This window comes from Ilumatobacter sp. (assembly GCF_039969435.1).
GTDB lineage: Bacteria > Actinomycetota > Acidimicrobiia > Acidimicrobiales > Ilumatobacteraceae > Ilumatobacter_A.
The window spans coordinates 250,418-277,395 of record NZ_JBDVNU010000028.1 but is presented as its reverse complement, the minus strand read 5'-3'; the positions used below and the strand labels follow the sequence as shown (position 1 = coordinate 277,395).

At 68.5% G+C, this 26,978-nt stretch carries 24 protein-coding genes and 2 pseudogenes; 10 read left to right on the top strand and 16 right to left on the bottom strand.

Going from position 1 to position 26,978, the window contains the following annotated elements:
- Positions 1–1,558: pseudogene (locus ABJK40_RS14765) on the bottom strand (hypothetical protein); the annotation flags it as partial.
- Between the two features lie 221 nt (positions 1,559–1,779).
- On the opposite strand from ABJK40_RS14765, the gene greA reads away from it, so the two are divergent.
- From greA to ABJK40_RS14745, 4 genes are read left to right on the top strand one after another with little or no spacing between them, the layout of a single operon-like run.
- A complete protein-coding gene (gene greA, locus ABJK40_RS14760; RefSeq protein WP_348479648.1) occupies positions 1,780–2,229 on the top strand; it encodes a transcription elongation factor GreA in 450 nt (149 codons plus the stop codon).
- Between the two features lie 29 nt (positions 2,230–2,258).
- Positions 2,259–3,209, top strand: coding sequence for an alpha/beta hydrolase (locus ABJK40_RS14755; protein ID WP_348479647.1), 951 nt, complete (start codon positions 2,259–2,261; stop codon positions 3,207–3,209).
- Positions 3,206–4,726, top strand: a complete 1,521-nt coding sequence (locus tag ABJK40_RS14750; protein ID WP_348479646.1) for an AarF/ABC1/UbiB kinase family protein — start codon at positions 3,206–3,208, stop codon at positions 4,724–4,726. The genes ABJK40_RS14755 and ABJK40_RS14750 overlap by 4 nt, the downstream gene beginning before the upstream one ends.
- A gap of 37 nt (positions 4,727–4,763) precedes the next feature.
- On the top strand, positions 4,764–5,918 hold the full coding sequence (locus tag ABJK40_RS14745) for an FKBP-type peptidyl-prolyl cis-trans isomerase (RefSeq protein ID WP_348479645.1): 1,155 nt from the start codon (positions 4,764–4,766) through the stop codon (positions 5,916–5,918).
- 60 nt (positions 5,919–5,978) lie between these two features.
- On the opposite strand, the gene nadC is transcribed toward ABJK40_RS14745, so the two are convergent.
- The 3 genes from nadC to nadA all read right to left on the bottom strand — a co-directional run bounded on the left by nadC (position 5,979) and on the right by nadA (position 9,761).
- On the bottom strand, positions 5,979–6,890 hold the full coding sequence (gene nadC, locus ABJK40_RS14740; RefSeq protein WP_348479644.1) for a carboxylating nicotinate-nucleotide diphosphorylase: 912 nt from the start codon (positions 6,888–6,890) through the stop codon (positions 5,979–5,981).
- Positions 6,891–7,012: 122 nt separating this feature from the next.
- Positions 7,013–8,698: an L-aspartate oxidase gene (locus ABJK40_RS14735; protein ID WP_348479643.1), complete on the bottom strand. Its 1,686-nt coding sequence runs from the start codon at positions 8,696–8,698 to the stop codon at positions 7,013–7,015.
- Between the two features lie 19 nt (positions 8,699–8,717).
- Positions 8,718–9,761, bottom strand: coding sequence for a quinolinate synthase NadA (nadA, locus tag ABJK40_RS14730; protein WP_348479642.1), 1,044 nt, complete (start codon positions 9,759–9,761; stop codon positions 8,718–8,720).
- A gap of 29 nt (positions 9,762–9,790) precedes the next feature.
- On the opposite strand from nadA, the gene ABJK40_RS14725 reads away from it, so the two are divergent.
- The gene (locus ABJK40_RS14725; RefSeq protein WP_348479641.1) at positions 9,791–10,210 is read left to right on the top strand and encodes a DoxX family protein; all 420 of its coding nucleotides are present in this window, start codon (positions 9,791–9,793) and stop codon (positions 10,208–10,210) included.
- Positions 10,211–10,341: 131 nt separating this feature from the next.
- Positions 10,342–10,602, top strand: coding sequence for a hypothetical protein (locus ABJK40_RS14720; protein ID WP_348479640.1), 261 nt, complete (start codon positions 10,342–10,344; stop codon positions 10,600–10,602).
- Between the two features lie 25 nt (positions 10,603–10,627).
- Here the strand turns inward: ABJK40_RS14720 and ABJK40_RS14715 are convergent, their stop codons facing one another.
- Positions 10,628–11,551 carry a TIGR03564 family F420-dependent LLM class oxidoreductase gene (locus ABJK40_RS14715; protein ID WP_348479639.1) on the bottom strand — a complete coding sequence of 308 codons (924 nt, stop codon included), beginning with the start codon at positions 11,549–11,551 and terminating at the stop codon, positions 10,628–10,630.
- A 134-nt stretch (positions 11,552–11,685) separates the two neighbouring features.
- Positions 11,686–12,333 carry an IclR family transcriptional regulator gene (locus tag ABJK40_RS14710; protein ID WP_348479638.1) on the bottom strand — a complete coding sequence of 216 codons (648 nt, stop codon included), beginning with the start codon at positions 12,331–12,333 and terminating at the stop codon, positions 11,686–11,688.
- A gap of 50 nt (positions 12,334–12,383) precedes the next feature.
- On the opposite strand from ABJK40_RS14710, the gene leuC reads away from it, so the two are divergent.
- Both leuC and leuD read left to right on the top strand, forming a co-directional pair.
- Entirely contained in the window at positions 12,384–13,808 is a 1,425-nt protein-coding gene (leuC, locus tag ABJK40_RS14705) for a 3-isopropylmalate dehydratase large subunit (protein WP_348479637.1), read from the top strand.
- Positions 13,805–14,392 carry a 3-isopropylmalate dehydratase small subunit gene (gene leuD, locus ABJK40_RS14700; protein WP_348479636.1) on the top strand — a complete coding sequence of 196 codons (588 nt, stop codon included), beginning with the start codon at positions 13,805–13,807 and terminating at the stop codon, positions 14,390–14,392. The genes leuC and leuD overlap by 4 nt, the downstream gene beginning before the upstream one ends.
- A 98-nt stretch (positions 14,393–14,490) precedes the next feature.
- Here the strand turns inward: leuD and ABJK40_RS14695 are convergent, their stop codons facing one another.
- From ABJK40_RS14695 to ABJK40_RS14685, 3 genes are all read right to left on the bottom strand, one after another.
- Positions 14,491–15,057, bottom strand: a complete 567-nt coding sequence (locus ABJK40_RS14695; RefSeq protein ID WP_348479635.1) for a hypothetical protein — start codon at positions 15,055–15,057, stop codon at positions 14,491–14,493.
- 64 nt (positions 15,058–15,121) lie between these two features.
- Positions 15,122–16,135, bottom strand: coding sequence for an MDR family oxidoreductase (locus tag ABJK40_RS14690; protein WP_348479634.1), 1,014 nt, complete (start codon positions 16,133–16,135; stop codon positions 15,122–15,124).
- Between the two features lie 65 nt (positions 16,136–16,200).
- Positions 16,201–17,037 carry an enoyl-CoA hydratase-related protein gene (locus ABJK40_RS14685; RefSeq protein ID WP_348479633.1) on the bottom strand — a complete coding sequence of 279 codons (837 nt, stop codon included), beginning with the start codon at positions 17,035–17,037 and terminating at the stop codon, positions 16,201–16,203.
- Between the two features lie 246 nt (positions 17,038–17,283).
- On the opposite strand from ABJK40_RS14685, the pseudogene ABJK40_RS14680 reads away from it, so the two are divergent.
- Together ABJK40_RS14680 and ABJK40_RS14675 are read left to right on the top strand one after the other, a co-directional pair.
- Positions 17,284–17,361, top strand: a pseudogene (locus ABJK40_RS14680) (FAD-binding protein); the annotation flags it as partial.
- Positions 17,362–17,616: 255 nt separating this feature from the next.
- Positions 17,617–18,060, top strand: coding sequence for a nitroreductase family deazaflavin-dependent oxidoreductase (locus tag ABJK40_RS14675; protein WP_348479632.1), 444 nt, complete (start codon positions 17,617–17,619; stop codon positions 18,058–18,060).
- A gap of 91 nt (positions 18,061–18,151) precedes the next feature.
- On the opposite strand, the gene ABJK40_RS14670 is transcribed toward ABJK40_RS14675, so the two are convergent.
- From ABJK40_RS14670 to ABJK40_RS14640, 7 genes are all read right to left on the bottom strand, one after another.
- Positions 18,152–19,165, bottom strand: a complete 1,014-nt coding sequence (locus tag ABJK40_RS14670) for an NADP-dependent oxidoreductase (RefSeq protein WP_348479631.1) — start codon at positions 19,163–19,165, stop codon at positions 18,152–18,154.
- A gap of 244 nt (positions 19,166–19,409) precedes the next feature.
- Positions 19,410–20,843 (bottom strand): M20/M25/M40 family metallo-hydrolase, encoded by a 1,434-nt coding sequence (locus ABJK40_RS14665; RefSeq protein ID WP_348479630.1) that lies wholly within the window; start codon positions 20,841–20,843, stop codon positions 19,410–19,412.
- A gap of 117 nt (positions 20,844–20,960) precedes the next feature.
- Entirely contained in the window at positions 20,961–21,845 is an 885-nt protein-coding gene (locus ABJK40_RS14660; RefSeq protein WP_348479629.1) for an aminoglycoside phosphotransferase family protein, read from the bottom strand.
- Positions 21,846–21,901: 56 nt separating this feature from the next.
- Positions 21,902–23,221 carry a DEAD/DEAH box helicase gene (locus tag ABJK40_RS14655; RefSeq protein WP_348479628.1) on the bottom strand — a complete coding sequence of 440 codons (1,320 nt, stop codon included), beginning with the start codon at positions 23,219–23,221 and terminating at the stop codon, positions 21,902–21,904.
- A gap of 22 nt (positions 23,222–23,243) precedes the next feature.
- Positions 23,244–23,855 (bottom strand): hypothetical protein, encoded by a 612-nt coding sequence (locus tag ABJK40_RS14650; RefSeq protein WP_348479627.1) that lies wholly within the window; start codon positions 23,853–23,855, stop codon positions 23,244–23,246.
- Complete coding sequence (locus ABJK40_RS14645; protein WP_348479626.1) at positions 23,855–25,279, bottom strand: hypothetical protein; 1,425 nt, start codon at positions 25,277–25,279, stop codon at positions 23,855–23,857. Before ABJK40_RS14645 ends, ABJK40_RS14650 begins: the two co-directional genes overlap by 1 nt.
- Positions 25,280–25,297: 18 nt before the next feature.
- Positions 25,298–26,908: a hypothetical protein gene (locus tag ABJK40_RS14640; protein WP_348479625.1), complete on the bottom strand. Its 1,611-nt coding sequence runs from the start codon at positions 26,906–26,908 to the stop codon at positions 25,298–25,300.
- Positions 26,909–26,978 lie beyond the last annotated feature (70 nt).

Sequence of the window (26,978 nt, the reverse complement as noted above, 5' to 3'; positions counted from 1 at the left end):
ACGTCGACAGCGTCGGGCGGTAGCGCGCCGGGTTGGGCCATGCGTCGCGGAGCATGTCGCGTGCGTTGTTGGACACCGAGACGACGAGGTTGCCCTGCGCGTCACGCCACGGCATCAGGTGTGCGTGATACGTGTTCATCTTCGGATCGGCGCCACGAGGTTGGAGCGGGCGCGACTCGGCGGTCGTCCACGGCCCCCACGGATCGGTCGCCACGTCGAGTTCGAACGAGTCGCCCCAGTAGCCGTTGACCGCCGTGGTCGCGACCCACTGGCCGTCGATCAGGCGGGGTTGGAACGGGAACTCGGCCCAGTGCCGCTGCAGGAACGGCTCGGCGACCCGACGATCCTGCCTCCATCCCCTCGAGGTCCAGTACTCCGGCTGATCGAAGATCCGGCCTCGAGGCACACGGCCGAGCCACATCTTGGTCCCGCTGTGCGGCCCGTTCGACCAACCGCCCTCACGGGACAGGTTCTGCTCGAAGGTGTTGGCGAAGAGATAGGTGAACTCGGCGTCCGACTGCACGGCGTACCCGTAGATCGGCGTCGCCCCCGGCTGGGTGGCCATGCGGAAGTCGAGCCGGGCCATCGTGTTCGGGTCGTAGGTTCCGACGAACGTGGCGTCGGGATGCCATCCGAGGCCGTCGGGCGGCACCGGGTCGACGGCGTCCTTGCGCATCCGGACCCAGAAGACGTGCAGTCGGCCGTCGATCAGTTCGCCGCCCATCGGCCAGAACCAGGTCGCCAGCGTTCGGGTGCCCGTGCCGAGTTCGAACGGCTCGGGCCGGCCGGTGGAGCCGCCGTGCAGGAGCCGGAAGCAGTTGCCGTCCTGGATCATCGCGGTGTTGTGGACGAAACTCGCCTTGTCGAGCGTGCCGGCGGTGTTGGAGTGGTCGATGAACGTGTCCTGGAACAGCCACAGGTACCGGCTCCCACCGAGGGAATACACGTGCTGGTAGTCCCAGCCCAGCACGGGTCCGACACGCGCCGCGAAGAACGCGTCGAGTCCTGCGGCCGACGTGTCCCATGCGCAGCCGACATCGGTCGAGACGTGACCTCCGGCGGTCGTGAACACGCTGTCGGCCCACGGCGCGGGAGGCGCGTCGGGAGGGGGAGGCGGCGGATCGACGGGAGTGGGCCGGGCGACGACGCTCGGTTCCTCCGTGAGCGGCGGCGCTGTCGCCGGCGGCTCCTCGATCGTGGGCACCGTGGTGGCGGGAACGGTCGCGGCGACGGCCGTCGGCGCCGCCGTGGTCGATGCGACGGTCGAGGCATCGGACCTGGTCGCGGTGGTCGTCGTGGTCGGTCGAACGGGGACGGTGGTCCGGGGCGGCAGGCCGACGCCCAGCGGCTCCGTCGTCGAGGACAGGGCGAGTTCGGCACTGACGTTGCCCCCGGTGCCGTTCGATCCCGCCAGCACCACGAGGCCCGTCACTGCGAGAGCGGCGGCCACGAACCCGGCGACGACGATCCGGCGATCCACCTTCGACGGCGACGGAGCGTCGACACCCTCCGACCGATCACCGACACCGTCGGCGCCGTGACGCGGATCGAACGACATCGCCGAAGCCGTCGGAGCAGACCAGGCGGAGGCGGACGCCCCCGGATCGGACGATGACGACGAGGACCCTGCGCCGTCCGGCGCATCGAAATCGGACCCGGCCCCCATCGCAGCGAGGTTACGTCGCGACCCCGCCTCGGCGCGGGCACCCGACGATCGGGCGGCACGGATGGCCGGGCGATCGCTGATCGGCCGACGCCGTAGTCGCTAGCCTCCCCGGCATGGCAAATCCGCAGCTCTCCCAGGTCGCCTACGACAAGTTGCAGGCCGAGTTCGACGACCTCACCACCCGCGGTCGCATCGAAGTGGCCAACAAGATCGAGGTCGCACGCGAAGAAGGCGACCTCAAGGAGAACGCCGGATACCACGCTGCGAAGGATGAGCAGGGCCACATGGAAGGCCGCATCCGTCAACTCGAGCATCTGCTGGAGAACAGCGAGATCGTGGCCGCCTCGATGGTGTACACGATCGTCTACGAGGGCGACTCCGACGACATGGCCGAGCGCTACCTGATCGGCAACATGGAGGAGGTGGCCGAGAACGCAGACGTCATCAGCGCCACCTCGCCGCTCGGCGCCGCCCTCGAAGGCGCCCGTGAAGGCGACTCGATCACCTACGACGCGCCGAACGGCCAGTTGACGGTGAAGGTCCTGAAGGTCGAGACGGTCTGAACGGGGTCGACACCGCCGCCGAGATCGACATGACGACCGAGATCGTCGACCACCCCGCGGGCGACCCGGCTCCCGAGTCCGACCCGACGCACTGCGCCGCTCACCTCGGAGCCGTGGCCGTGACCGCAGCGGATGCCGACGTGCCGGCGCCCGATCTCCCGCCGGGGCGGTTCGTCGATCTGCCCGGTCGCGGGACGATCGTCGTCCGCGACTTCGGACCTCGCGACGCAGAGACCACGATCCTGCTCCTGCACGGCTGGACGGCCACCGCCGATCTCAACTGGTTCCGCTGCTACTCGGCGCTCGCCGAGCACCACCGCGTGGTGGCATTCGACCATCGGGGCCACGGCTCGGGGCTCAGGTCCAAGAAGCGCTTCCGACTCGAGGACTGCGCCGACGACGCCGTGGCGGTGGCCGACGCACTCGGCATCGAACGGTTCGTCCCCGTCGGCTACTCGATGGGTGGGCCCGTCGCACAGCTGATCTGGCGTCGCCACGCCGAGCGGATCAACGGCCTCGTGCTGTGCGCAACGGCACCGATCTTCAACGTCGAACGTGCCGAGCGCCTCGGATTCCTGGGCGGCAGCGCCCTCGCCGCGATCGCCCGCATCACTCCGGAGCAGGCCCGCGTGTGGCTGACCGACCAGCTGTACCTGCAACGCAAGTCCAAGGAGTGGGAGCCGTGGGCGATCCGTGAGGCGTCGAGCCACGACTGGCGGATGCTGCTCGAAGCCGGAGCCGCACTCGGCACGTTCGACTCGACGTCGTGGATCGGCGAGGTCGACGTGCCCGTGTCGCTCGTGATCACGACCCGCGATCCGGTGGTCAGCCGTCGACGCCAGACGATGCTGTTCGAACTGATCCCCGATGCCGACGTGTACCGCGTCGACGGTGACCACGGGGCCGTCGTCGAAGGAGCCGACCGGTTCGTGCCCGCGTTGCTGCGCGCACTCTCGTCCGTGGAGCAACGACGGACATGACCGCGCCCCGTCTCGGACGCGATCTGTCGAACGTCACGCGGATTCCCCTCCGCGGGCGGCGCCGACGACGTCGATGGCCGTTCGTCCTCGGCGGCCTGTCGGCAACCGTCGCTGCGGGAGCGGTCCTGCTCGCCCGGCGCGACGCGGGCGGCCGGATGGGTCTGTCCTGGGCGGGTCGCAGCGCACGCCTCGCCCGGATGGGCGTGAAGGTCGGTGGCACCTATGCCTCGACCGCCGCGCGCAAGACGTTCGCCTCGGCGGAGCGCCGTGACGAACTGGACCGCGAGCGCGAGTTCCGCACCGCCGAGCAGGTCGCCGAGGAACTCGGGCAGATGAAGGGTGCGCTGATGAAGCTCGGCCAGATGGCGAGCTACCTCGACGACGGACTCCCCGAGCCGATGCGGATCGCCCTCGCCCAACTCCAGGCCGACGCTCCACCGATGTCGACGGCGCTCGCCCGATCCACGGTCGAAGCGGAACTCGGAGCACCGATCGACGAACTGTTCGTCGAGTTCGACGACCAACCGATCGCCGCCGCCTCGATCGGCCAGGTCCATCGGGCGATCATCCGGGGCGACGACGGCGCAGAACGGGCCGTGGCGGTCAAGGTGCAGTACCCGGGAGTCGGCGAGGCCATTGCGTCCGACCTGCGAAACGCCGACATGCTCGGCGTGCTGCTCAAGCAGAGTTTCGGCGGGCTCGACCCCTCGGAGATGGTCGACGAGATCAAGATCCGCCTGGCCGACGAGGTCGACTACGAACTCGAAGCGACCAACCAGCAGCTGTTCGCCGACTACTTCCGCGGCCATCCGTTCGTGCGGATCCCCGAAGTCGTCGCGGGGTACTCGACGAAGCGCATCCTCACGACGGAGCTCGCCGACGGGCACCGCTGGGCCGAGATGATGGAGTGGGGCCAGGAAGCCCGTGACCGGGTCGGAGAGATCATCTTCCGGTTCGTGTTCCGCTCGCTGTACCGGTTCGGGGCGTTCAACGGTGATCCGCATCCGGGGAACTACCTCTTCCACGACGACGGCACCGTCACGTTCCTCGACTTCGGGCTCGTCAAGCACTTCACACCGGACGAGCTCTCGATGTTCGGTTCGATGGTGAAGGCCGCCGTGGTCGACTTCGACCAGGTCGAGTTCCGCCGGATCGTCGAGGAGGCCGGGATGCTCCTGCCGGGCGCGCCTGCCGACACCGAGGCCGTGGGCGAGTACTTCTCGTTGTTCTACGAGACCGTTCGCGAGGACCGTGAGATGACCTGGACGGGTGAGTACGCCAGCTCGGTCGTGCGCCACACCTTCGACCGCTCGAGTCCGATCAGCCAGTACGCCACGGTGCCGCGGGCGTTCGTGTTCATCCAGCGGATCAACCTCGGCCTGTACGCGCTGCTCGGTGACCTGGGCGCCACGGGCAACTACCGGCGCATCGCCGAAGAACTCTGGCCGTTCGTCGATGCCACGCCCTCGACCGAGCTCGGTCGCGCCGAGGCCGAATGGCTCGAACGCAACGGCTGACCCCGCCACGCGTCCCGCCACCGATAGCTTCGTCGCAATGCGCCGGACACTCGCCATCTCTGCCTTCATCGCCTTGACGCTCGCTGCGTGTGGGGACGACGACTCCTCCACGCCGGTCAGCCTCCCGCCCGCCGAGGGCGCCGTTCCCGAGACGACGACCACCACGCTGCCCCCCGACTACTGCGTCCCCGTCGGCGGCGAACTGCCCGACACCGTGCCCGAGGCGTTCCCCGAGACCACCGAACCGGACGAGACCGAGACCGGCAACACTCAACTGCCCGAGACCAGCGACCCCGAGACCGACGGCACCGATCCGGAGACCAGCGAGCCCGAGACCGGCGAAGCCGACGACGCCGAGACCGACGGCACCGACCCGGTGACCAGCGAGCCCGAGACCGACGGCACCGACCCGGTGACCAGCGAGGCAGACGAGGTCGCGGTCGACAAGCCCGAGGTCGAGATCCCCGCCGAGGCGCCGACCGAGTTGGTGCGCACCGTTCTCGTCGAGGGCACGGGCGAAGAAGCCGAGTCGGGCGACACGGTGATCGTCGACTACACCGGCGTGCGTTCGAGCGACGGCCTCCCCTTCGACAACAGCTACGACCGGGGTGAACCCTTCCCCGTCGTCCTCGGCCAGGGTTCGGTCATCCAGGGCTGGGACGACGGTCTCGTCGGTTCCCAGACCGGTGAACGGGTGCAACTCGACATCCCGTCCGAGCAGGCGTACGGCGAGACGCAGCGCAGCGAGGTCATCTGCGCGAACGAGAACCTGTCCTTCGTGATCGACGTGCGAGCGGTGATCAAGGCCGGCGACCCGGCCGACGCTCCGACCGAGCCGGGTGTCGACCTGTCTCCGGCACCGGGCGTCGACGACACCGTCTTCGAGGACCTCGTGGACGGTGACGGCGACACGTTGGAAGTGGGCGACACCGCAGTCATCCGCTACGTCAACTTCGTCGGTGACACCGGCGAGGTGATCGAGACGAACTGGGGCACCGATCCGCTCCAGGTGCCCTACGGCGAGAACCTGCTGCCGGGCCTGCTCGAAGGCATGGAAGGCATGAAGGTCGGCGGGCAGCGCGCCATCACGATCCCGCCCGAGGACGGCTTCGGTGAAGCGGGCAGCCCCGAGGCCGGCCTGCCCGCCGACACCGACATGATCTTCGTGGTCGAACTGGCCGGCAAGTACTGACCGACCGGGGAGTCGTCAGGCGGCGGTGCGTCGGCAGGAGTGCGTCCGGGGACGCACCCGCTACACGGCCTCTCGGAGGTCGAGTCCCAGGTCGAGCACCCGGGCGGAGTGCGTGAGTTCGCCGACGGCGATCAGGTCGACGCCCGTCTCGGCGACCGCTCGCGCCGTCGCGAGAGTGAGGCCGCCGCTCGCCTCGAGTCGCACCGACGGGTTCATCTGGTCACGGATCTGCACGGCCTGCCGCATCATGTCGGGGGAGAAGTTGTCGATCAGGACCTCGTCGGCACCCGCCGTGACCGCCTCACGCAGGCCATCGAGCGTGTCGACCTCGATCTCCACGGGAATGGTCGCTTCGAGTCCGCGCACCAGCGAGTAGGCCTCGGTCACGCCACCCGCTGCGGCAACGTGGTTGTCCTTCACCAGCGCCATGTCGGACAACCCCATCCGGTGGTTCGCTCCCCCACCGCAGCGCACCGCGTACTTCTGGAGCGCCCGCATCCCGGGCATCGTCTTGCGCGTGTCGCGCACCGTCGCGGCGGTGCCGTCGAGAGCGTCGGCCCATCGCCGGGTGAGGGTCGCGACCCCCGAGAGGTGGCAGAGCAGGTTGAGTGCGGTCCGCTCGGCGGTCAGCAACAACCGCGTCGGTGCGGTGACCCGTGCGACGTCCACACCGGGAAAGACCCGCGACGCGTCGTCCACGAGGTACTCGAGATCGCTGGCGTGGGGCCCGCAGACCGTGTCGATCACCGCAGCCAGCACGGGGAGCCCGGCGACGATGCCCTCCTCCCGAGCGCCGAAGGTGGCGACGCTGCGGTGATCGGCGGGGATGGTCGCCGTGGAGGTCACGTCGATTCCGCCCATCAGGTCCTCCTGGACCGCCATCCGGACGAAGCTCGCCACAGCGTCGGGGTCGAGCCCGGCTCGCAGCAGCTGGTCTCGGATCTCGGTCGACAAGGGATGGAACACGAACATGCCCCCGACCCTATGACGGCAGGTGTGGCAGGGGTCTGACCCACTCCACACCCCATCCGATGGTGTGGCAGGGGTCTGACCCACTCCACACCCCGTCCGATCCGTCGGCGCGTCCGGACTGGTCAGGCCGGGTCGGGGGGTTCGGGGCGGATGTCGATCGAGCCGACGGCGTCGAGCACGACCTCGAGGTGGCGGACCCACGTCGGGTCGGTGTCGGGGTGGTCGCTGCGTCGATGACACCCGCGACTCTCGGTCCGCGCCAGCGCGGCGGACACGATGGCCGACGCCATCGTCAACAAGTTCGTCGCCTCCCACGATGCCCGATTCGCGGCGACGTCGGGCGACGCCGACCGAGCGAGCGCACCGAGTGCCCCCATCGCCATCGCGAGTTGCGACTCGTTGCGGACCACCCCGGTATGTCGGGACATCAGCGCCCGCACCTCACGCAGCCGGGTGGGGTCGAACAGGTCGTGCGCAGTCGGATCGTCGTGGTCGGGTTCGACGCGGGCACGGGACGGAAGTTCCCATGCGAGGTCGCGTCCGAGCCGCGTCCCGGCGACGATCGACTCGGTCAGGCTGTTCGACGCGAGCCGATTGGCTCCGTGGACGCCGGTGGACGTGACCTCGCCGACGGCGAACAGCCCGGCGAGACCGGTGGTGCCGTCGAGGCCCGCCGTGATCCCGCCACAGCTGTAGTGGGCGGCCGGAGCCACGGGGATGCGATCGACCGCGGGGTCCAACCCGATCTCCTGACAGGCGGCGAAGATGGTCGGGAACCGTTCGGCGAACCGGTCGCCCATGTGGGTGGCGTCGAGGTACACGTGGTCGTCGACGCCGCCGGGAGCCTCGGCCATGCGAGCGCTGATCGCCGCCGACACCACGTCGCGCGGCGCGAGGTCCTCCTGCGGGTGGACGCCCTGCATGATCCGCTCCCCCGCTGCGTCGAACAGGAGCGCACCCTCGCCGCGTACCGCTTCGGACACGAGCGCCTGCTGGCCGCGAGCCTCGGGCCCGCGCCACATCACGGTGGGATGGAACTGGACGAACTCGGCATCGCGCACCGCCAATCCGGCCCGCAGCGCCATCGCGATCCCGTCGCCGGTCACCGCTGCCGGGTTCGACGTGGACGCGAACACCTGCCCGTACCCACCGCACGCGATCACCACGGCGCGAGCCGTGATCGTGCCGACCGAGGTGACCGCGCCGTGTGCGTCGGTCCGAGCGACCCGTACCCCGGCCACCTGGCGCACACCGTTCTCACCGACGCCCATCACGAGGTCGAGTGCGAACGTGTGGTTCATCACGTCGACGCCGGCGCCGATCGCCGACTCGTCGAGCGTGCGCTGCACTTCGGCACCCGACCGGTCACCACCGGAGTGCACGATCCGGTCGTGGCTGTGCCCGCCCTCGCGGGTGAGTGCGATGTCGAGATCGAAACCGGGACGCGGTTCGCGAAGGTGGTCGGGGTCGAACGCCGCACCCAACCGCATCAGGTAGCGGATCGACTTCGGGGCCTCCTCGACGAGGTCGCGCACCACGTCCTCGTCGCACAGGCCGGCTCCGGCGGCGAGCGTGTCCTGCACGTGGTTCTCGGTGGAGTCGGCCGGATCGAGTACGCCGGCCAGCCCGCCCTGCGCCCACTGGGTCGAGCCCGCCTCGAGCACGTCCTTCGTGACCACCAGCACGCTGCGCACCGGACGCGCCGCGAGCGCAGCGGACAATCCGGCGGCGCCCGACCCGAGGATCACGACGTCGACATCGCGCTCCCAGGTGGCGCTCGGGGCCTTCAGTCGTGACGCGATCGCCATGCCCGGATCCTTCTCGACGTCAGTTGGCGGTGGGGGCAGTGGTGCCGATGGCGTTCATGCGTTCCAGCGACTGACGTGCGGCGTCGGCGATGTCGCGTTCGAGCGTGACCTCGTCGGTCCCGGTCTGCAGCGAGCGCAGCAGCTTCGCCGGGGTGATCATCTTCATGTACTTGCACACGGCCGCCCGGTTGACCGGCTCGAACTTCACGTTCGGCGCCGCCTTCTGCAACTGGTGGATCATCCCGGTCTCCGTCGCCACCAACACGGTGGACGCCGTGGTCTCGCCGGCGGCTCGGATCATCCCACCCGTCGACAGGATCCAGGTGCGCTCCTGGGGCACCACGCCCGCTCCGACCAGGTACAACGCGCTGGTCGCGCACCCGCATTCGGGGTGGACGAACAATTCGGCGTCGGGGTTCGACTCGACCTTGTCCTTCAGGTCGGCGCCATTGATACCGGCGTGGACGTGGCACTCCCCCATCCAGATGTGCATGTTCTCCCGCCCGGTCTCGCGCTGCACGTGGGCGCCGAGGAACTGGTCGGGGGCGAACAGCACCTCGGTGTCGGCGGGAATCGAGTTGACGACGTCGACGGCGTTCGACGACGTACAGCAGATGTCGGTCTCGGCCTTCACCGCAGCCGTCGTGTTGACGTAGCTGACCACGACGGCGCCCGGGTGCTGCGCCTTCCACGACCGCATCTGGTCGGCGTTGATCGTCTCGGCGAGCGAGCATCCCGCACGAGCGTCGGGGATCAGCACGGTCTTGTCGGGGCTGAGGATCTTCGCCGACTCCGCCATGAAGTGGACGCCACAGAAGATGATCGTGGACGCATCCACCTCGGCAGCGACACGCGACAGTCCGAGCGAGTCACCGGTGTGGTGTGCGATGTCCTGGATCTCGGGCAACTGGTAGTTGTGGGCCAGGATCACCGCGTCCTTCTCCTCGGCCAGGGCGCGCACCCGCTCGCGCCAGTCCGAGGGAAGGAGTTCGACGGGCTCGAGAACCGGATCGTCCCGATCGACATCGGTGGCGTCGTCGAAATCGCCGGTCGTTTCGCTCATCACATCACCGTACGCAAGACTCGTGGCCGATGCCTCGTCCGATCCCGATCGAACCGACCACCCTCCTGGCCAGCGCGTTCTTCACGGGGGCGGGCACGTTGCACTTCGCACGACCCGATGTGTTCGAGGCGATCGTGCCCGACTGGTTCCCCGACGCACCGCTCGCCAACTACGTGAGTGGTGCCGCCGAGGTCGTGCTCGGCGTGGGCCTGCTCCCGCGCCGGACGCGTCGGTGGTCGGCGATCGGCCTGATCGCCCTCCTCGCGATCGTGTTCCCGGCGAACCTCGACATGGCCGTGAACGACGTCGAGGTCACGCCCGTCGACGGAACCATGACGCGTTCGGTCGGAACGGCGTCGGGCCCGTCGCGCCTGGTCAACTGGGTCAGACTGCCGCTCCAGTTGCCCCTCGCCTCTGCGATGTGGCGCATCGCCCGGCGGAGCGCCTGAGGTCGAAGCGGGCGGCGTGGCCTAGAATGCGAACCACCGACCGACCGGGGACCTCTGCTGACGCACTGCTCTCGTGACGCCGTCACATTCGACCGCCGGGATCGACCCGGCACAGACAGGAGCAGGATCACATGGCCAAGAAGAAGGTTGCAGCATCGCGTTGGCATGACGGAGTCAGTGAGATCGAGGACCTGTCCGAGACCGAGCAGGTCGCCCACGCGATCGTGACCGAGCGCCGCGATCTCGAGCCGTCGGTCGCCCGCATCATGGACTCCGAGACCCTCGACGAGGACCAGCGCGCCGTCGCACTGACGTCGTTCCACGATGCGCTCTCGGATCCCGACGACGAGAACCGCAACCCGATGGTTGCGATCGCCAACGCCGGCGGCTGATCTCCTTCTCGCACTCCGGCGTCGCTCAGTTCGACGTCGTCGCCAGTCGGCGCAGGAGTGCCCGGGTGCGTGCTCGGTCATCGGAGTTCAAGCCGAACTCCGACGCGCCGTAGTCGGTGACTCCGGCCGTGGCGAGCGCGGCGACTCGCTCCTCGACCTCGTCCTCGGAGCCGACCATCGCGAGGTCACCTGTGTCCGACACGCCCTCGCGCTCGAGCATCGCCCGGTACGAGGGGAGTTGGGCGTACATCGTGGTGTTCGCCGTCAGCACCCGACGTACCGCTGCCGGATCGTCGGTCACGCAGATCGGCAGCGTCGCGATGATGCGCGGTGCCGGTCGATCGGCGGCGTCGGCGGCATCGGTGATCGTCGGCACGATGTGATCGCGGATCGTGTTCGGCCCGACCCAGGCGAGATTCGTCCCCGCCGACATGCGCCCCGCCACCCGCAGCGCCTGCGGACCGAGTGCGGCAACGGTCACCTCGGGCGGCTCGACGACCGGGTAGATCGCGTCGGCCTTCGCTCGGATCGTCTCGCCCGTGACATCGACGTGACCGGTCTGGATCAGCGGCATCAGTGCCTCGAGGTACTCGCGGAGGTGACGGATCGGCTTGTCGTCGCGCAGGCCGAGGTCGTCCATCATCACCTGGTGCGACATGCCGATCCCGAGCGACAGGCGGCCCCGGATCGCGGCCTGGACGGTGAGCGCCTGGCCAGCGAGCGCGACGGGGTGGCGCGGGTAGGTGGGGATGATCGCCGTGCCCAGCTCGATCCGTTCCACGGAGCGGCCGATCACGGTGAGCATCGTGAGGGCGTCGAATCCGCCGACGGGATGCTCGGCCATCCAGTAGCTCGTGAACCCGTCGGTCTCCGCCGTGCGCGCGTGTTCGACGAACCCGTCGATGTCGGCTCGGCCGAGTTGGGCGGTGGCGTTGATCCCGATCCTCATCGAGCCTTGCTACCACTCGGACCGGGTCGGTCGGCATTCGCGGGTGTGGAGTGGGTCTGACCCACTCCACACCCTGGTGTGGCAGGGGTCTGACCCACTCCACACCACTCGGGTGGTGACGTCGTCGTGAGCGATCAGCCGCCGAGCGACACGAACAGTTCGTCGGCGGCGGCGACCACGGCATCGCCGAAGCGCTCGCCGGGTTGGCGGCTCAATCGTTCGATCGGGCCGCTCACGGACAGCGCAGCAACCACCGCGCCGGCCGGGCCGCGGACCGCAGCACTGACCGATGCCACGCCTGCTTCACGTTCCCCGACGCTCTCGATCCAGCCGGTCGCGGCACCCTTCGCCGACAGCACCCGACCGGCCGAACCCGCATCGAGGGGGAACACCGAGCCCTCCGGGACGATCCAGCGCAGGCCGTGCGGCGTCTCGAGCGACAGCACGCAGCGTCGCTGGCGGCCCTCCTGGACGAAGAGTTGCACGCTCTCGCCGGTCCGGTCGCGCAGTTCCGAGAGGATCGGGCGGGCGAGCTCGACGAGCGGGAATCGCGCCTGCGCAGCGGATCCGAGAGCGACGAGTCCGTGTCCGAGTTCGAAGCGGCCGTCGACGTCACGGCGCAGGATGCCGTGCGATTCGAGCGCGGCGGCGAGACGGTGGACCGTGGCCCGCGGGTAGCCTGTCGACTGCTGGAGTTGTGAGAGCGCCTGGGGTCCGTCGGCGACCGACTGCAACACCGTCATCGCCTTGTCCAGAACGCCCACACCCGTTACGATGTCCATATTCAGGGAATCGTATCTCAGAATGTGAGACGAAGCAAGGAGAGTCCAGGATGTCGAAGACACTGCCGGAGAAGGTGTGGGAGCGCCACCTCGTCCAGTCGGGCGATGGTGAGCCGGATCTGATCTACATCGACCTGCACCTCGTGCACGAGGTCACCAGCCCGCAGGCCTTCGACGGGCTGCGTCTGTCCGGGCGCTCCGTCCGGCGGCCGGAGTTGACCATCGCCACCGAGGACCACAACGTCCCGACCGAGAACATCGACCAGCCGATCGCGGACGAGGTGTCACGCAAGCAGGTCGACACGCTGCGGGCGAACACCGCCGAGTTCGGCATCACCAACTTCCCGATGGGCGATCCCGACCAGGGCATCGTCCACGTGATCGGCCCGGAGCAGGGTCGCACGATGCCCGGCATGACCATCGTCTGTGGCGACTCGCACACGGCGACGCACGGAGCGTTCGGGTCGCTCGCGTTCGGCATCGGCACCAGCGAGGTCGAGCACGTGCTCGCCACCCAGACGCTGCCGCAGGAACGACCGAAGTGGATGTCGGTCACCGTCGACGGGGAGTTGCAGCCGGGCGTCACCGCGAAGGACGTGATCCTGGCGATCCTCGGCGAGATCGGCACGGGTGGCGGCCTCGGCCACGTGATCGAGTACCGCGGTTCTGCGATCCGGTCGCTGTCGATGGAAGGCCGCATGACGGTGTGCAACATGTCGATCGAAGCCGGCGCCAAGGCCGGGCTGATCGCTCCCGACCAGACCACGTTCGACTACCTCCAAGGCCGCGACCAGGCGCCGAAGGGGGCGGACTGGGATGCCGCCGTGGCCGACTGGAAGGCGCTCTTCTCCGACGACGATGCCGTCTGGGACAAGGAGGTCGTGCTCGATGCAGCGGCCATCACCCCGCACGTCACGTGGGGCACCAACCCCGGGCAGGTCGCGTCGATCGACACGCCGATCCCGTCGCCGAGCGACTTCGACAACCCGACCACCCGTGAGACCGTGCAGCGCGCCCTCGACTACATGGGCCTCGAAGGCGGCCAGTCGATGCGTGACGTGAGCGTCGACACCGTGTTCATCGGTTCGTGCACGAACAGCCGCATCGAGGACCTCCGTGCCGCAGCCGCGGTGATGGAGGGTCGCACGGTGACCGTGCCACGCGTGATGGTCGTTCCGGGCAGCCACCGGGTGCGGAACCAGGCCATCGAGGAAGGGCTCGACAAGGTGTTCATCGCGGCCGGCGCCGACTGGCGCGAGCCGGGTTGTTCGATGTGCTTGGCGATGAACCCCGACAAGTTGGCGCCCAAGGAACGGGCGGCGTCGACGAGCAACCGCAACTTCGAGGGCCGTCAGGGTCCGGGCGGTCGCACCCACCTCGTCTCCCCCGCCGTCGCTGCGGCCACCGCGGTCAAGGGCACGTTCTGCACGCCCGCCGACCTCACTGCACAGAACGACACGGAGGTGTCCAAGTGAAAGCCGTTCACGTCATCAACGGAACCGGCGTGCCGCTGAAGCGCTCCGACGTCGACACCGACCAGATCATCCCGGCGGTGTGGCTCAAGCAGGTCGAGCGGACCGGATTCGAGAAGGGCCTGTTCTCGGCATGGCGCGACGAGCAGGACTTCGTCCTGAACGACGAGCGGTACGCGGGGGCGAACATCCTCGTGGCCGGGCCGGCCTTCGGCGTGGGGTCGTCGCGTGAACACGCCGTGTGGGCCATCCAGCAGTACGGGTTCGACGCCGTGATCGCTCCGAGCTTCTCGGACATCTTCAAGAACAACTGCACCAAGAACGGCCTCGTCCCGGTCGTTCTCGACGAGGCGACGGTCGAAGCGATCTGGGCCGCCATCGAGGCCGACCCGCAGACGTCGATCGTGGTCGACGTCGAGCGGTTGAAGGTCGAGGTGCCGGCGGCCGACATCGACATCGCATTCCCGATGCAGTCCGACGTCCAGCACCGTTTCCTGAACGGCTTGGACGACATCGGCATCACGATGGGCAAAGCCGACGCCATCGACGCCTTCGAGGCCGCCCGGCCCGCCTACCTCCCCCGCTGAACCGAACGGCGTGAACCGAACGGCGTGAACCGAACGGTGTCCGACACCGTGTGGTCTCCGTGCGTCGGGTCCGGACTGGTCGGTGTCGAGGACCGACGTCAGAGTTCGGCGAAGTCGACGCCGCACTCGTCGAGGGAGAACGCGGCCACGCGCTCGGTCGCTCCCTCGAGTTCCGGGTCGATGTCGGAGACGACTTCGAGCAGATCCTCGCTGAGCTGGAGCTGCGTCATCCCCGGCTCGACGTCGCGGAGCAACTGGGTGATCCCGTCCAGCAACTCCTCCGACGAGTCGGCGATCACCGTGAGATCGTCGGCCAGTTCCCCGTCGGCCCGTTCGACGAGGTCGTCGTAGGCTCCGATCGCCTCATCGACGATCGTCTCGAACTCCTCAGCGGCCTCCTCGGCGGCCTCGGCACCCGCCTCGTCCACGGTGCCGTCAGCGGCGACGCCCTCACCGACGTCGATGCCGGCGATCTGGGTCTGGATCGACTCCGACGCCGGGCCGAGGGCTTCGAAACCCGCGCACAGGTCACCGTCGCCGGTGCTGCTCTCGGCACCGTCCTCGCCGTCCGACGAACTGCACGACACGAGCATGCTGAGCCCGACGATCATCACTCCGGCGACGCGGCGTCCGTTTCGGGGGGAGGTTCCGACGATCCGTGGCATGTGGACGACAGTAGTTCTCGGGCCACCCCGATCCTCTTCGCCCCCGACGGACATCCACACGGCGTCAGGCGTTGGGGTCGACGACGATGCGGCCTCTCGTCTGGCCGGCCATGATCGCGTCGCCCTGTTCGGGGAGGCTGCTCATCGGGACGATCTCGGTCATCGTCGCGAGCATGTCGCCTGGGAGGTCGGTGGCGAGTCGGGCCCATGCCGCTTCGCGGTCGGCGGTCGGCGCCATCACCGAGTCGATGCCCTGCAGACGCACGCCACGCAGGATGAACGGCATCACGCTGCTCGGCAGGTCGACACCGCCGGCGAGCCCACATGCCGTCACCACGCCCTGGTACTTCGTCTGCGCGATGATCTTGGCGAGCATCGTCGAGCCGACCGCGTCGACGGCGCCCGCCCACGTCTCGGTCTCCAGCGGCTTGGGGTCCTCGGACATCTCCGCACGGGTGAGGAACACCGACGCACCGAGCGACCGGAGGTAGTCGTGCTCCTCGGGGCGTCCCGTCACGGCGGTGACCTCGTAGCCGAGCTTCGCGAGGATCGCGATCGCCACGCTGCCCACGCCGCCTGCCGCACCGGTGACCACGACCGGCCCGTCGTCGGGTGTCACGCCGCCCGCCTCGAGGCCGAGCACGCACAGCATCGACGTGAGCCCGGCGGTGCCGATGCCCATCGCCTGCTCACTGGTGAGCCCGACGGGTCGTGCGACGAGCCAGTCGGCCTTCACCCGCTGACGCTGGCTGTAGCCACCCCAGAAGCGCTCGCCCACCGCCCAACCGGTGAGGATCACACCGTCGCCCTCGGCGAAGCGGTCGGACTCCGACGACACGACGGTGCCGGCGAAGTCGATGCCCGGCACCATCGGGAACGAGCGGATGATCCGGCCCTTGCCGGTGAGGGCCATGCCGTCCTTGTAGTTCAGCGACGAGTAGTCGATGTCGACGACCACGGTCTCCTCACCGTCGTAGACCGGGAGGTCGGCATCGGTCAGTTGCTCGATCGACGCCGCCGCGGACTTCGGGTTGCCTGCTTCGGCTTCACGGACGACGAGTGCATTGAAGGTGTTCATGATGGGCTCCTGTGGTGGGTCGGCGCTCGGAAGATACCGATGGTCGTCGTGGGATCGTGGTCTGGTCAGTGGGTCGGGTGTCCGTCGGCCTCGTCGAGCGGAGACATCCACGCGAAACGGGTGCCCGTGCCCAACGACGGGAACGTGACCTGCCGCTTCTCGAGGAAACTTGCGATCCCCTCCGACACGTCGGTTCCCGCCAGCGATTCGCGCATCAGCGCTTCGGCGTGGTGGAGGGCCTCTGCGGCGTTCATCGACGGTTCGGTGTTGACCTGGAACTTGATGGTCGCCATCGATGCCGGCGATGCGTTCGCAGCGAGATCGCGCGCGTACGCCATGACGACGTCCGTCAACTCGCCGGGATCCACGACGCGCGACACCAGCCCCAGGTCGTGTGCCTCCTCGGCCAGGACGACACGGGCCGACAGCAGCAGGTCGAGTGCGACCTGACGTCCGGCGATCGCCTGGAGCAGCCATGCCATCCCGTACTCGGCGATCAGACCGCGGCGTGCGAAGGCGGTGGTGAACTTCGCACCTGCAGCGGCGAAGCGCAGGTCGCACTGCAGCGCATAGGCGAATCCGACGCCGGCGCACGCGCCGTTGATCGCCGCGATCATCGGCTTGGTGATCTCCAGTGGCGTGGTGCGCGGAATGGATGCGTTCGGGAGCGGCTCGTCGTCGGGGCCCGGTCGGTGGGCCAGGTCGGCTCCCGGGCAGAAGGCGCGACCGGCACCCGTCACGACGATCGCCCGAACGTCGGCATCGACCTCGGCCTGACGCAGCCGCTCGAAGTAGGCGACCTCCATGTTGCCGGTCATCCCGTTCATCGAGTCCGGACGGTTGAACGTCAGCACCGCGACGCCCTCGTCGACGACGTACGTGCACAGATCCTCATCGCTCATCCCCCCAACATGGCACCGGGACGTCGTGGCGAGCGCATCCTGGACCTGCGGGATCGTGATGGTCTCGGTCGACGTTGAGATCGGGCGACGTCGGTCTCCTCCGGCGGCGAGTCGGATCCGCGCTCCGGACGAGCACTCATGAGTTCCGGGCATCGATGAAGCCGAAGCGCAAGCCAGCCTGCCGACAGGCGAGCCGAGCAGGGTGTATCGGCAGCCGGCTTGCGCTTTTTCGCGAGCCGGCACTCGGAAGTCGTCGTGCCGAACGTGTACATCGCAGCGGGCATCTCCGGTGCCACACAGCACATGGCGGGCATGAAGGGCTCGACGAACACAACCCGGTCGTACCCCTCCACCGCCGACGTGAGCAAGACCCCGTGCCAGATTGGGACGATCCTCACGTCCGCCACCCCACCCACCTCGACGTGAGCGACACCCCGCCCCAGACCGGGGCGATCCTCACGTCATCGGGTTCGGATCCGGGGAGGAGGCGGGGATCGTGTGGAAAGCGACGACGGTTCGCTTGAGGTCCGGGTCGACGTCACGGTGGCTGCGGGACGCCCGCAGTCGTACGATCGACGCATGCCCCTCACCGGAGAGTACGAACCGTCGAAGCTGGACTGGGTCCGCGAACAGGTCGAGACCTACGAGGCCTCGAACGGGACCGAGGCGAACACGCTGCGGGACACGGGGATCCCGATCATCGTCATCACGTCGATGGGGGCCAGCACGGGCAAGCTGCGCAAGTTCGCGCTGATGCGTGTCGAGCACGATGGCGAGTACGCACTCGTCGCCTCGATGGGCGGCGCGCCGGCCAACCCCGGCTGGTACCACAACCTCGTGGCCGAGCCGCTCGTCGAGATCCAGGACGGGCCCGAGCCGCACGACTACACGACCGAGATCGTCACCGGCGACGAGCGTCAGGTCTGGTGGGATCGCGCCGCCGAGGTCTTCCCCACGTACAACGAGTACGCGGAGAAGACCGACCGGGTCATTCCGGTCTTCGTCGCCCGCCGCACGGACTGACGTCACGCCGAGCGACGAGCGGGGGCGGGATGCGACGTTGCGACGCTGCGACGCTGCGACGCTGCGACGGACCCCAGCACGATCCGACTCGTCAGATCGCGACGACCATCTTGCCGGTGTTGGCTCCGGCGAGCAGGCCGATGAACGCGGAGGGAGCGTTGTCGATCCCCTCGACGATGGTCTCGTCGTTGCGCAGCGACCCGTCAGCCAGCCACCCACCGACCTCGGTGACGAACTGCTCGCGCAGCGATGCATGGGCACCGACGAGGAACCCCTTCAAGGTCAACTGCTTGCCGATCGCGAGCGTCAGGTTGTTCGGGCCCGGCGCCGGCTCGGTGTTGTTGTAGACCGAGATCGCACCACACATCGCGACGCGACCGTTCGGCTTCAACGCGTGGAGCGCTGCCTGCAGGTGGTCACCGCCGACGTTGTCGAAGTACACGTCGATGCCGTCGGGCGCAGCTGCGAGCAGCTGCTTGCTGACCGGGCCGGACTTGTAGTTGAACGCAGCATCGAAGCCGAGCAGATCGGTGAGGAACGACACCTTCTCGTCGGAACCGGCCGAGCCGATCACGCGTGATGCGCCCTTCAGCTTGGCGATCTGACCGACCACCGAACCGACGGCGCCTGCCGCGCCCGACACGAAGACCGCATCACCTTCGACGAACGAGGCGACCTCGAGCAGTCCGGCGTAGGCGGTCAGACCGGGCATGCCGAGCACCCCGAGGTTGGCGGACAACGGCACACCCTCGACCGCGGTGGCCGGCTGCGTCTCGTCGGCCGGCACGACAGCGATCTCGCGCCATCCGAGTCCGTGGGTCACCAGGTCGCCGACGGCCACGTCTGGCGAGTTCGACTCGATCACTTCTCCGACCGCTCCGCCGGCGAGCACCTCGCCGAGTTGGAACGGCGCCACGTACGACTTGACGTCGTTCATCCGTCCGCGCATGTACGGGTCGACCGACATGAAGCGGTTGGCGACGACCACTTCGCCGTCCGACGGAGCGGCCACGTCCACCTCGACCACCTCGAAGTCGGACTCGACCGGCGCTCCGTTCGGGCGGGCGACGAGGTTGATCTGACGGCTGGTGCGGGTGTCGGTCATGTCGTCGACCCTAACGACGGGTGGCGCTCGTCCGTCCCCGTCGCGTCTCGCATCGAGCGATCCCCCGGGAGCGCAGAGACGGCCGGAGTGGGTCGGACCCGATCCGGCCGGACCCGATGATCCGGACGACGTGCCAGATCGCGGGCACCCGTCGGCCGGAAGATGGTGTGGAGTGGGTCAGACCCCTGCCACACCACCCGTCAGGTCAGACCCGATCCGGCCGGTTCCGAACCGGACGAAGAACTCAGCGACGTGCGTGGGCGTCGAGGATGTGCGCGACCGCCATGGTGAGGCGTCGACCCGTGGGCACGTGGAGGTACTCGTTGGGGCCGTGGGCGTTGGCGTCGGGGCCGAGGACACCGGTCACCACGAACTGGGCGTCGGGGAACTTCTCGCCGAGCATCCCCATGAACGGGATCGACCCGCCTTCACCGAACGTGCGCGCCGCCGAGCCGAACGCCGACGTGGACGCATCGTCGAGTGCCGTTGCGAGCCACGGCGCGGTGGCCGGGGCGTTCCAGCCCGGAGCGGCGTCGACGTCGTGGAACGACACCCGCGCACCGTACGGCGGGTCGGCTTCGAGGGCCGCGGTGATCGCCTCGCGGGCGGCGAGCGGGTCGGCGGTGGGAGGCAGACGGAACGACAGCTTGAGCGACGTCGACGGACGCAACACGTTGCCGGCCCGCTCGGTCGGCGGGAGGCCGTCGGCACCGACGACGCTGAGGGTGGCTCGCCAGGTGCGGGCGAGCAACTGTTCGGCCGGGTCGTCGGTGCTCGGCCCGGCGCCGTCGACGAACGGGTAGTGGTCCGCGATCGCCCCGATCTCCGCGGCGGTCGCCTCCGCCTCGGCGAGGCGACCCGACGGGATGTCGACGATCAATTCGGGGAGCAACGTCTCGCCGGTGCTCGAATCCTCGACCCGGTCGAGCAACTGTCGTGCGATGCGGAACGTCGACGGCACCATGCCCGACGCGTCACCCGAGTGCAGGCCGTCGCGCACGATGTCGATGCTGAGCACGCCGGCGACCATCCCGCGCAGCGACGTCGTGACCCACATCCGGTCGTAGTCGATGCAACCCGAATCGAGACACACGACGAGGCTCGGCGATCCGATCCGGTCGGCGAGGTGGTCGACGTACGCCGGCAGGTCGATCGAGCCGGATTCCTCGCTGGCCTCGATCAGCACGACGCAGCGTGCGTGCGACAGACCGGCGGCCTGGGCGGCCTCGATGGCCGTGAGACTCGCGAACGCCGAGTAGCCGTCGTCGGCACCGCCACGGCCGTAGAGCCGGTCGCCTTCCAGCACCGGAGTCCACGGCCCGAGGCCGTCGCGCCACCCCTCCATCTCGGGTTGCTTGTCGAGATGGCCGTAGAGCAGGACCGTGTCGGCGTCGGATCCGGCGTCGCCGGACGCGGGGATCTCCATCAGGATCACCGGCGTGCGCTCGGGCAGGTCGACGACCTCGACGGTGAGCCCGTCGATCGGACGGTCTCGACACCAGCCCGAGATCAGGTCGACGGCCTGCTGCATGAAGCCGTGCTCACGCCAGTCGGCATCGAAGTCGACCGACACGTTCGGGATCGCGATGTAGTCGTGCAGAACGGGAACAATGTCGTCCCACACCTCGTTGCATCGCTCGCGCACGACGTCAGCAGCGGAGGACTCGGTGATCGTCATGCACGTCACGGTACCGACCCCCGCAGGCTCGATGCCCCGCGGCCGTCGGGGTGGTTCGACGGGGAACGCGCTCGAAGGCATCCCGAGAGGTCCGGGAGCGGCTCACACGCGATCAGGTCACGCGAGCAGCACGGTCCGCAGACGTTCGCCGATCGCACGCATCGTCGGGTCGTCGGCGGAGTGCAGGGTGTACACGAGGGCGAAGTGCAGAGCCCACGCTTCGGCGCGCTGCCAGGTTGCGTCGTCGATCTCGTGCGCGCCCGTGCCGGCTGCGGCTCGGAACACGTCACGATCGTCGACGTCGAACATCGACCACGCGACGGAGAGGTCGGTCGCAGGGTCGCCGGCGCACACGTCGCCGAAGTCGATGACGCCGCTGATCTCCCCGGCGTCGACGAGGACGTTCGCCCCGTGGAGGTCTCCATGGATCCACGTCGGAGCGTGCGGCCACGGCTCGACGTCGACGAGTTCGTGCCACCGCTCGAGGATCCGATCTCCGTCGTCGATCCGGGACGCCCGATCGAGGTTGCGGACGGTGTTGTCACCGACGAAGTGACCGCGGTGAGGGTTCGGCGGAGCATCGGTCGGGGCCGTCACGTGGAGCGCTGCGAGGAACTCGCCGAGGCGTCGTGCCTCACGGGTCGGATCGGCCAGTGGTGTGGTGGCGGCGAACGTGCCCGGGATCCACGGATTGACGCTCCACGACGACGGGTAACCGAGAGCGGGCCGACCGAAGCGAACCGGTGCCGGAATCGGGATCGGCAGCACCTCGGCGAGGCCCGGCAACACGGCTTGTTCGTGCTCGACCAGGCATGCCGACATCTCCCGGCGCGGCAACCGGACGGTCAACTCGTCGCCCAACCGGAACATGACGTTGTCCCACCCGTTGGCCAGAACGTGGATGGGCAGGTCGGCGAGGTCGGGATGCTGATCGGCCAGCAGCGATCGGACGAGGTTCTCGTCGACGTCGACCTTCGCAGTCGCCATGTTCCGCGTGACCATGGGTCGAGCCTCGCACCTTTCGTCGACGGTCGGACGGCGCCGACGCGTCCTCGGCCCTACATGTTGCTGGGGTTCGAGGCAGACAACTTGACGTCGTCGCCGAACTCTTCGAGCTTCTGGAGGCGGTGGTCGTTGGAGAACACTTCCACCGGCTTGGTCGGCTCCATCTTCATCATCCGCTGCAGGATGCGCACCTGGGTGACCTGGTTGTACTCCGACAGCGTGATCGCCCAACCGTCACGACCCGCACGTGCGGTGCGACCGGACCGGTGCAGGTAGTCCTTGACGTCCTTGGCCGGCTCGTAGTGGATGACCGCGCCGATGTCGTCGATGTCGATACCACGGGCCGCCACATCGGTCGCGACGAGCACCTGCAGCTTGCCTTCGGCGAACGAACGCATCACGCGCTCACGGGTCTTCTGCTGGAGGTCGCCGTGGATCGCCATCGCGTCGACGCCGAGTTCCTGCAGCTTCTCCGTCGCCCGGTCGCACTGCCGCTTGGTCTGGCAGAACACGACCATCTTCGGGATGCCACGGGCGATCGCACCGATCACCTTGTCGCGGTCCATGTGGTGGATGCCGAGGAACACGTGGCTCATCTGGCCGGTCGTATCGGTGGTCTCGTCGATCGCGACGGTCGCCGGGTCGGTCTGGTAGGCCCGGATGAGGTGGCCGACGTCGCCGTCGAGCGTGGCCGAGAACAGCATGGTCTGGTTGCGGTTGCCCGTGTGACGCAGGATCCATTCGACCTGCGGGGTGAACCCGTCGTCGGCCATCCGGTCGGCTTCGTCGAGGGTGACGATCTGGATGTCGTCGAGGCTGATCTCGTCGGACTTGATCAGGTCGATCAGACGCAACGGCGTGGCCACGACGATCTCGACACCCTTGGCCATCTCCTCGACCTGATGGTGACGTGAGGCGCCGCCGTAGACAGGGATGACCTTCATGCCAGCCTGCGCGGCGACCGGATGGAGCACTTCGGCGACCTGCACGGCGAGTTCACGCGTGGGCACGAGGACGAGGCCGAGTGGCTTCATCGGAGCGGCCTTGTCGGTGATGCGTGCGAGCATCGGGATGCCGAACGCCAGCGTCTTGCCGGAGCCGGTCTTGGCCCGCCCGCACACGTCGCGACCGGTCATGGCGACCGGAATCGCCTCGAGTTGGATGTTGAAGGGTTGCGCGAATCCGCAGGTGGCGAGCCCGTCGTCGATGCGTGCCGGAACGCCGAGTTCGAAGAAGCCGGTCGGCGCCTCGACGGGAGGCAGCGCATTGATGGAGGTCAGATTCGAGGTGTTGACGTGGTCACGATCGTGCGAGTCATCGGATCGTGTACGCCTGCCGCGGGGGGCGCCCCGCCGGGAGTTGTCATGTGTCATGTGGGATGCGATGGTACCGCCGTCACGACGACGTGTGCCCGGATGGGCTGGTCGAGCGCTCGTCGCGACTCGACCTGAGCCTCGTGACGACCACGAGACCCGCACCGCTGACGAGGATCACCAGAGCCACCCACAGCGAGCCGAAGACGCCGCCGGAGCCCGTTCGCGGAAGGTTGCCCGGCACGGTCGTCGCGGGTCCGGCCGGTGTGGTGGTCGCCGTCGGCGTCGTGGTCGGTGTGGTCGTCGTCGCCCCGGCGGAGAGCACCCTGATCGAGATGATGCGGGTGGTCGCCTCGGCCCGGTCCGGGAAGGCGACGACGACGTCGTAGTCACCCGGCTGGTCGGGCGCCGGGATCGTGACGGTCACCTGGAGCGTGATCGGATCGCACGTGGCCTCGACGGTGCGGCCGCCGATGGTGACGACGACTCGTTCGCCGGGGACGCATCCGGTGATGACGACCTCGACCGGGTAGCCGGGCGTCCCCTCGGGGTTCGTGACGGTGACGGTGAGCGGCTCGTCAGGCGGGTACGCGGTGGACGGCAGAGCTGCCGCGACCGGGTTCGCCATGGCCGGCGCGACCGAAACGGACGCACACAGCATCACCAGCAACGCTGCAAGTCGACGGACGAACATCACGCCAACACTCCCGGCGACGACTTCGGCGTGGATCGGGCAGCGTCGGGCCGAGTGACGCGAGACGTGTCGTGCCGGCGGGGCATCGACGCGGGCAGACACCACAAGACCAACATCAGCGGCAGCACCAGCGAACGTTGGCGGGCGAGGATGCCCAGGTTCCCGATGCTGGAGAACGCCACGCCGAACATCAGAACGGCGAGCACGACGAACACCATGAACGGTTGACGCCTCAGCAGACGAGGAAGACTTCGGAGTCGACTCCAGCTCACGACGAGCAGCGCGAGCAGCGCAGTCGTCTCGATGGCGGGCAACATCTCGGCAATGCTACGCGCTTCGATCAGCAAGGGTCGCGTCAACGTCCTCGCCGCTGCCACCGGCCAGTTCAGCGGATTCTCGATCGACACCGTCTCGAAGTTGGATCCACCTTGCGAGGTCTGGTTCTCGGTTCGTTCGAAGATGTTGTTCACCCGGTCCGTCACCGACTCGGGCGCGCCCTCGGTCGCCGTGTCCTCGGCGATCGGGTCGAGGCGTGAGAGTGTGGCCATCGAGATGCCAGCGAACCCCACCACGGCCAGGGCGATCATCACGGCGATCGCGATCCTGGATTGCGGCCGGCGTTCCCGACGTCGGGTACCGAGCGACTCCGACACGAGCTTCACGACGAGTGCCAGGACGAGCGCGGCGGCCCAGATGGCGGCGAAGTGCGGACGGATCCGAGCCGTCAGGCCGAGGCCGACGACGCACCAGATCACGGCCCCGCGTCGTCGCTGCCGGTCACCGAGCAGCTGCGCCGCTCCGAACGTCGTCATGCCGAGCAGCAGCCCGATCACGGCTTCCTTGCCCGGGCTCGAACCCCAGTACATGAGGCTCGGCGTGAACATCAGCAGGCAGGCGTAGCGGCGACGGCCCAGCCCGGGGACGGCGTCGAGCACGCCACGCATCACCAGCAGCGTGCCGAGGAAGCTGAACCAGGCGAACACGAGAAAGCCGCCCACGAGGCTGGACCCCACGATCGCGTACACGAGGCCGTTGACCTGCTCGATGAACGCTGTGTCCGTCGAGGTCGGCAGCACGGCAACCGGTGAACGCTCGCCCGAGCGCACACCGGCGGCCAACAACCGACCGGCATCGTGGTAGCGACCAGCGTCTGCGTTGCCCCCGTAGGCGTCGAAACGGACGAAGTAGCCCAGCACCGTGCCGACCAACTTCGCTCCGAGGCCCGTCCAGATGAACGGCACCAGCTCCGGATACCGATCCCGGAATCCGAGGTTGATCAGTGGAGCCGTTGCGAACCCGACGATCGGGGCGAGGACGACCGCCCCCCAGATGTCGTAGGACAACCGGCTCATCGACAGCCCGACGACTGCGACGCCGATCACTCCTGCGATGACGGCCGAGACGCTGCGACGGTCCAAGGTCATCCGGTCGCGACGATCGGTTCAGACCGACACGGTTTCGCGCACGTCCGCGGCCGGCTTCACACGGCGGCGGAAGCGGCCGGGCTTGGACCCCCGATCGTGCTCTTGGCTGTAGTAGTAGCCGTCGCTGCGAACGCCACCACCGAGGATCACCAGCAGGACGTCGCCCTTGTGCAGGGCCCGGATCATCTCCATCGCCTGGCGGGCCGACGCGATCGACGTGTGGCCGAGCCGCACGGCGACGAGCACGGTCTGGGCGTGGGGGACGAACTCAAGCACTTCGGCCGTCGCTCCGATCGGTGACGTGTCGACGACGACGCGATCCGACACCTTGACGAGTCGTGGCAGCAGACGGGCCGACGTTCGAGCCAGCTCGCTCGGGCTGTGGCCGCCGGCTCCGGACAGGTCGATGATCGAGAGGTTCAGCGTGTCGCTCTGGTTGGCAACGAGCCCCAGCGGAGCCTCCTCGATCTCGCGCAGCCCGAGGTCCAAGGGTTCGGGCTGGTATCCGAGCAGTCGCTTCGTCAGCGCCGGTCGACGGAAATCGGTGTTGACGCCGAGTGTGCGCTCGCCGGTCTCCGCGAACGCCGCCGTCAGGTTCGCAGCGATCGACGTCTTGCCGTCCCCCGACCCAGGTGACACGACGAGCGTGACGGGCGCCTCGCCGGACTCCGACGCACGTTCCTCGTCGGCGAACACGACGATGCTCCGCAGCGTGCGATACGCATCGGAGAGGGCGTCGTGACGATCGGGCACCACCGACACTCTCGAGACGTCGTGTTTGGACACCATCGGGATCGTGACGATCGCCTCGAGTCCGAGGACCGCCTCGGCCTCGGCACGGGTCCGGATCTTGCGGTCGGATCGGGCGAGCACCAGCGCGACGGCGGACCCGATCGCAACACCTGCGAGCAGGCCGAACGTCCCTCGCCCCACTCGGGACTGCGGGGCGCCGAGCCCCTGATCGGTGATCGCGACGGCCTCGGCGCGTTCCAACGTGGTCAGCACGAGCTGGCCGACATCGGCCTGGAGCACGTTGAACTGTTCGAACACCACGCCGTACTGGCGCGTGAGTGCGTCGAGTTCGGCCGTTGCCACCCTGTCGTCGGGGCTCCGATCCGCCCGGTCCTCGGCATCACGCAGTTCGGTCTCGAGTTCGGTCAGGCGATCGAGATTCGACGTGAGACGCGTCTCGCGCAGTTCGTCCTGACGCTCGGCGAGGTAGGAGATCAGCTCGTCGGCGAAGGCGTCCGCGACGTCGACGGCCTCGTCGGGCGTTGCCTGCGTGGTACTGATCCGAAGCGCTCCGCTCTGTTGGTCCGCGGTCACCACCACCTGCGCCGCCAGCCCTGCCGGAGCTCCGTCGAAGCCGATCGACTCTGCTGCGCGTGCGGGCACCTGACCCGTCGTGGCGAACAGCTGCAGCTGGTTGAAGGCGAGCGGATCGGTGAACAGCGAACCGACATCGGAGGAACTCGACACCAGAATCGTGTGGCTCGCGGTCCATTGAACCGTTGCGTCGGCGGCCGTCTGCGGCTGAGGCAGTCCCCCGACCGCCGCACCGGCGATTCCGAACAACGCAACGACCCACCAGAAGCGCCTCAACGCATCGATCGGTCGGCTTCCGGACATCGACGCGAGGCTAGTCCTGTCACGCCGTCTGCCCTCGGCGGCGGTCCTTCGCGTCGTGCGGTGATGTCGG

Bases quoted from the DNA above. Each gene is read 5' to 3' on its own strand.
- ABJK40_RS14735 (WP_348479643.1), bottom strand. From the start codon at position 8,698: ATGGCGATCGCGTCACGACTGAAGGCCCCGAGCGCCACCTGGGAGCGC.
- ABJK40_RS14640 (WP_348479625.1), bottom strand. From the start codon at position 26,908: ATGTCCGGAAGCCGACCGATCGATGCGTTGAGGCGCTTCTGGTGGGTC.
- greA (WP_348479648.1), top strand. From the start codon at position 1,780: ATGGCAAATCCGCAGCTCTCCCAGGTCGCCTACGACAAGTTGCAGGCC.
- ABJK40_RS14665 (WP_348479630.1), bottom strand. From the start codon at position 20,843: ATGACGATCACCGAGTCCTCCGCTGCTGACGTCGTGCGCGAGCGATGC.
- nadC (WP_348479644.1), bottom strand. From the start codon at position 6,890: ATGTTCGTGTTCCATCCCTTGTCGACCGAGATCCGAGACCAGCTGCTG.
- ABJK40_RS14675 (WP_348479632.1), top strand. From the start codon at position 17,617: ATGCCCCTCACCGGAGAGTACGAACCGTCGAAGCTGGACTGGGTCCGC.
- ABJK40_RS14720 (WP_348479640.1), top strand. From the start codon at position 10,342: ATGGCCAAGAAGAAGGTTGCAGCATCGCGTTGGCATGACGGAGTCAGT.
- ABJK40_RS14655 (WP_348479628.1), bottom strand. From the start codon at position 23,221: ATGACACATGACAACTCCCGGCGGGGCGCCCCCCGCGGCAGGCGTACA.
- ABJK40_RS14745 (WP_348479645.1), top strand. From the start codon at position 4,764: ATGCGCCGGACACTCGCCATCTCTGCCTTCATCGCCTTGACGCTCGCT.
- ABJK40_RS14750 (WP_348479646.1), top strand. From the start codon at position 3,206: ATGACCGCGCCCCGTCTCGGACGCGATCTGTCGAACGTCACGCGGATT.
- ABJK40_RS14670 (WP_348479631.1), bottom strand. From the start codon at position 19,165: ATGACCGACACCCGCACCAGCCGTCAGATCAACCTCGTCGCCCGCCCG.
- ABJK40_RS14710 (WP_348479638.1), bottom strand. From the start codon at position 12,333: ATGGACATCGTAACGGGTGTGGGCGTTCTGGACAAGGCGATGACGGTG.
- ABJK40_RS14715 (WP_348479639.1), bottom strand. From the start codon at position 11,551: ATGAGGATCGGGATCAACGCCACCGCCCAACTCGGCCGAGCCGACATC.
- nadA (WP_348479642.1), bottom strand. From the start codon at position 9,761: ATGAGCGAAACGACCGGCGATTTCGACGACGCCACCGATGTCGATCGG.
- ABJK40_RS14690 (WP_348479634.1), bottom strand. From the start codon at position 16,135: ATGAACACCTTCAATGCACTCGTCGTCCGTGAAGCCGAAGCAGGCAAC.
- leuC (WP_348479637.1), top strand. From the start codon at position 12,384: ATGTCGAAGACACTGCCGGAGAAGGTGTGGGAGCGCCACCTCGTCCAG.
- ABJK40_RS14650 (WP_348479627.1), bottom strand. From the start codon at position 23,855: ATGTTCGTCCGTCGACTTGCAGCGTTGCTGGTGATGCTGTGTGCGTCC.
- ABJK40_RS14685 (WP_348479633.1), bottom strand. From the start codon at position 17,037: ATGAGCGATGAGGATCTGTGCACGTACGTCGTCGACGAGGGCGTCGCG.
- ABJK40_RS14755 (WP_348479647.1), top strand. From the start codon at position 2,259: ATGACGACCGAGATCGTCGACCACCCCGCGGGCGACCCGGCTCCCGAG.
- ABJK40_RS14660 (WP_348479629.1), bottom strand. From the start codon at position 21,845: ATGGTCACGCGGAACATGGCGACTGCGAAGGTCGACGTCGACGAGAAC.
- ABJK40_RS14725 (WP_348479641.1), top strand. From the start codon at position 9,791: ATGCCTCGTCCGATCCCGATCGAACCGACCACCCTCCTGGCCAGCGCG.
- ABJK40_RS14645 (WP_348479626.1), bottom strand. From the start codon at position 25,279: ATGACCTTGGACCGTCGCAGCGTCTCGGCCGTCATCGCAGGAGTGATC.
- ABJK40_RS14695 (WP_348479635.1), bottom strand. From the start codon at position 15,057: ATGCCACGGATCGTCGGAACCTCCCCCCGAAACGGACGCCGCGTCGCC.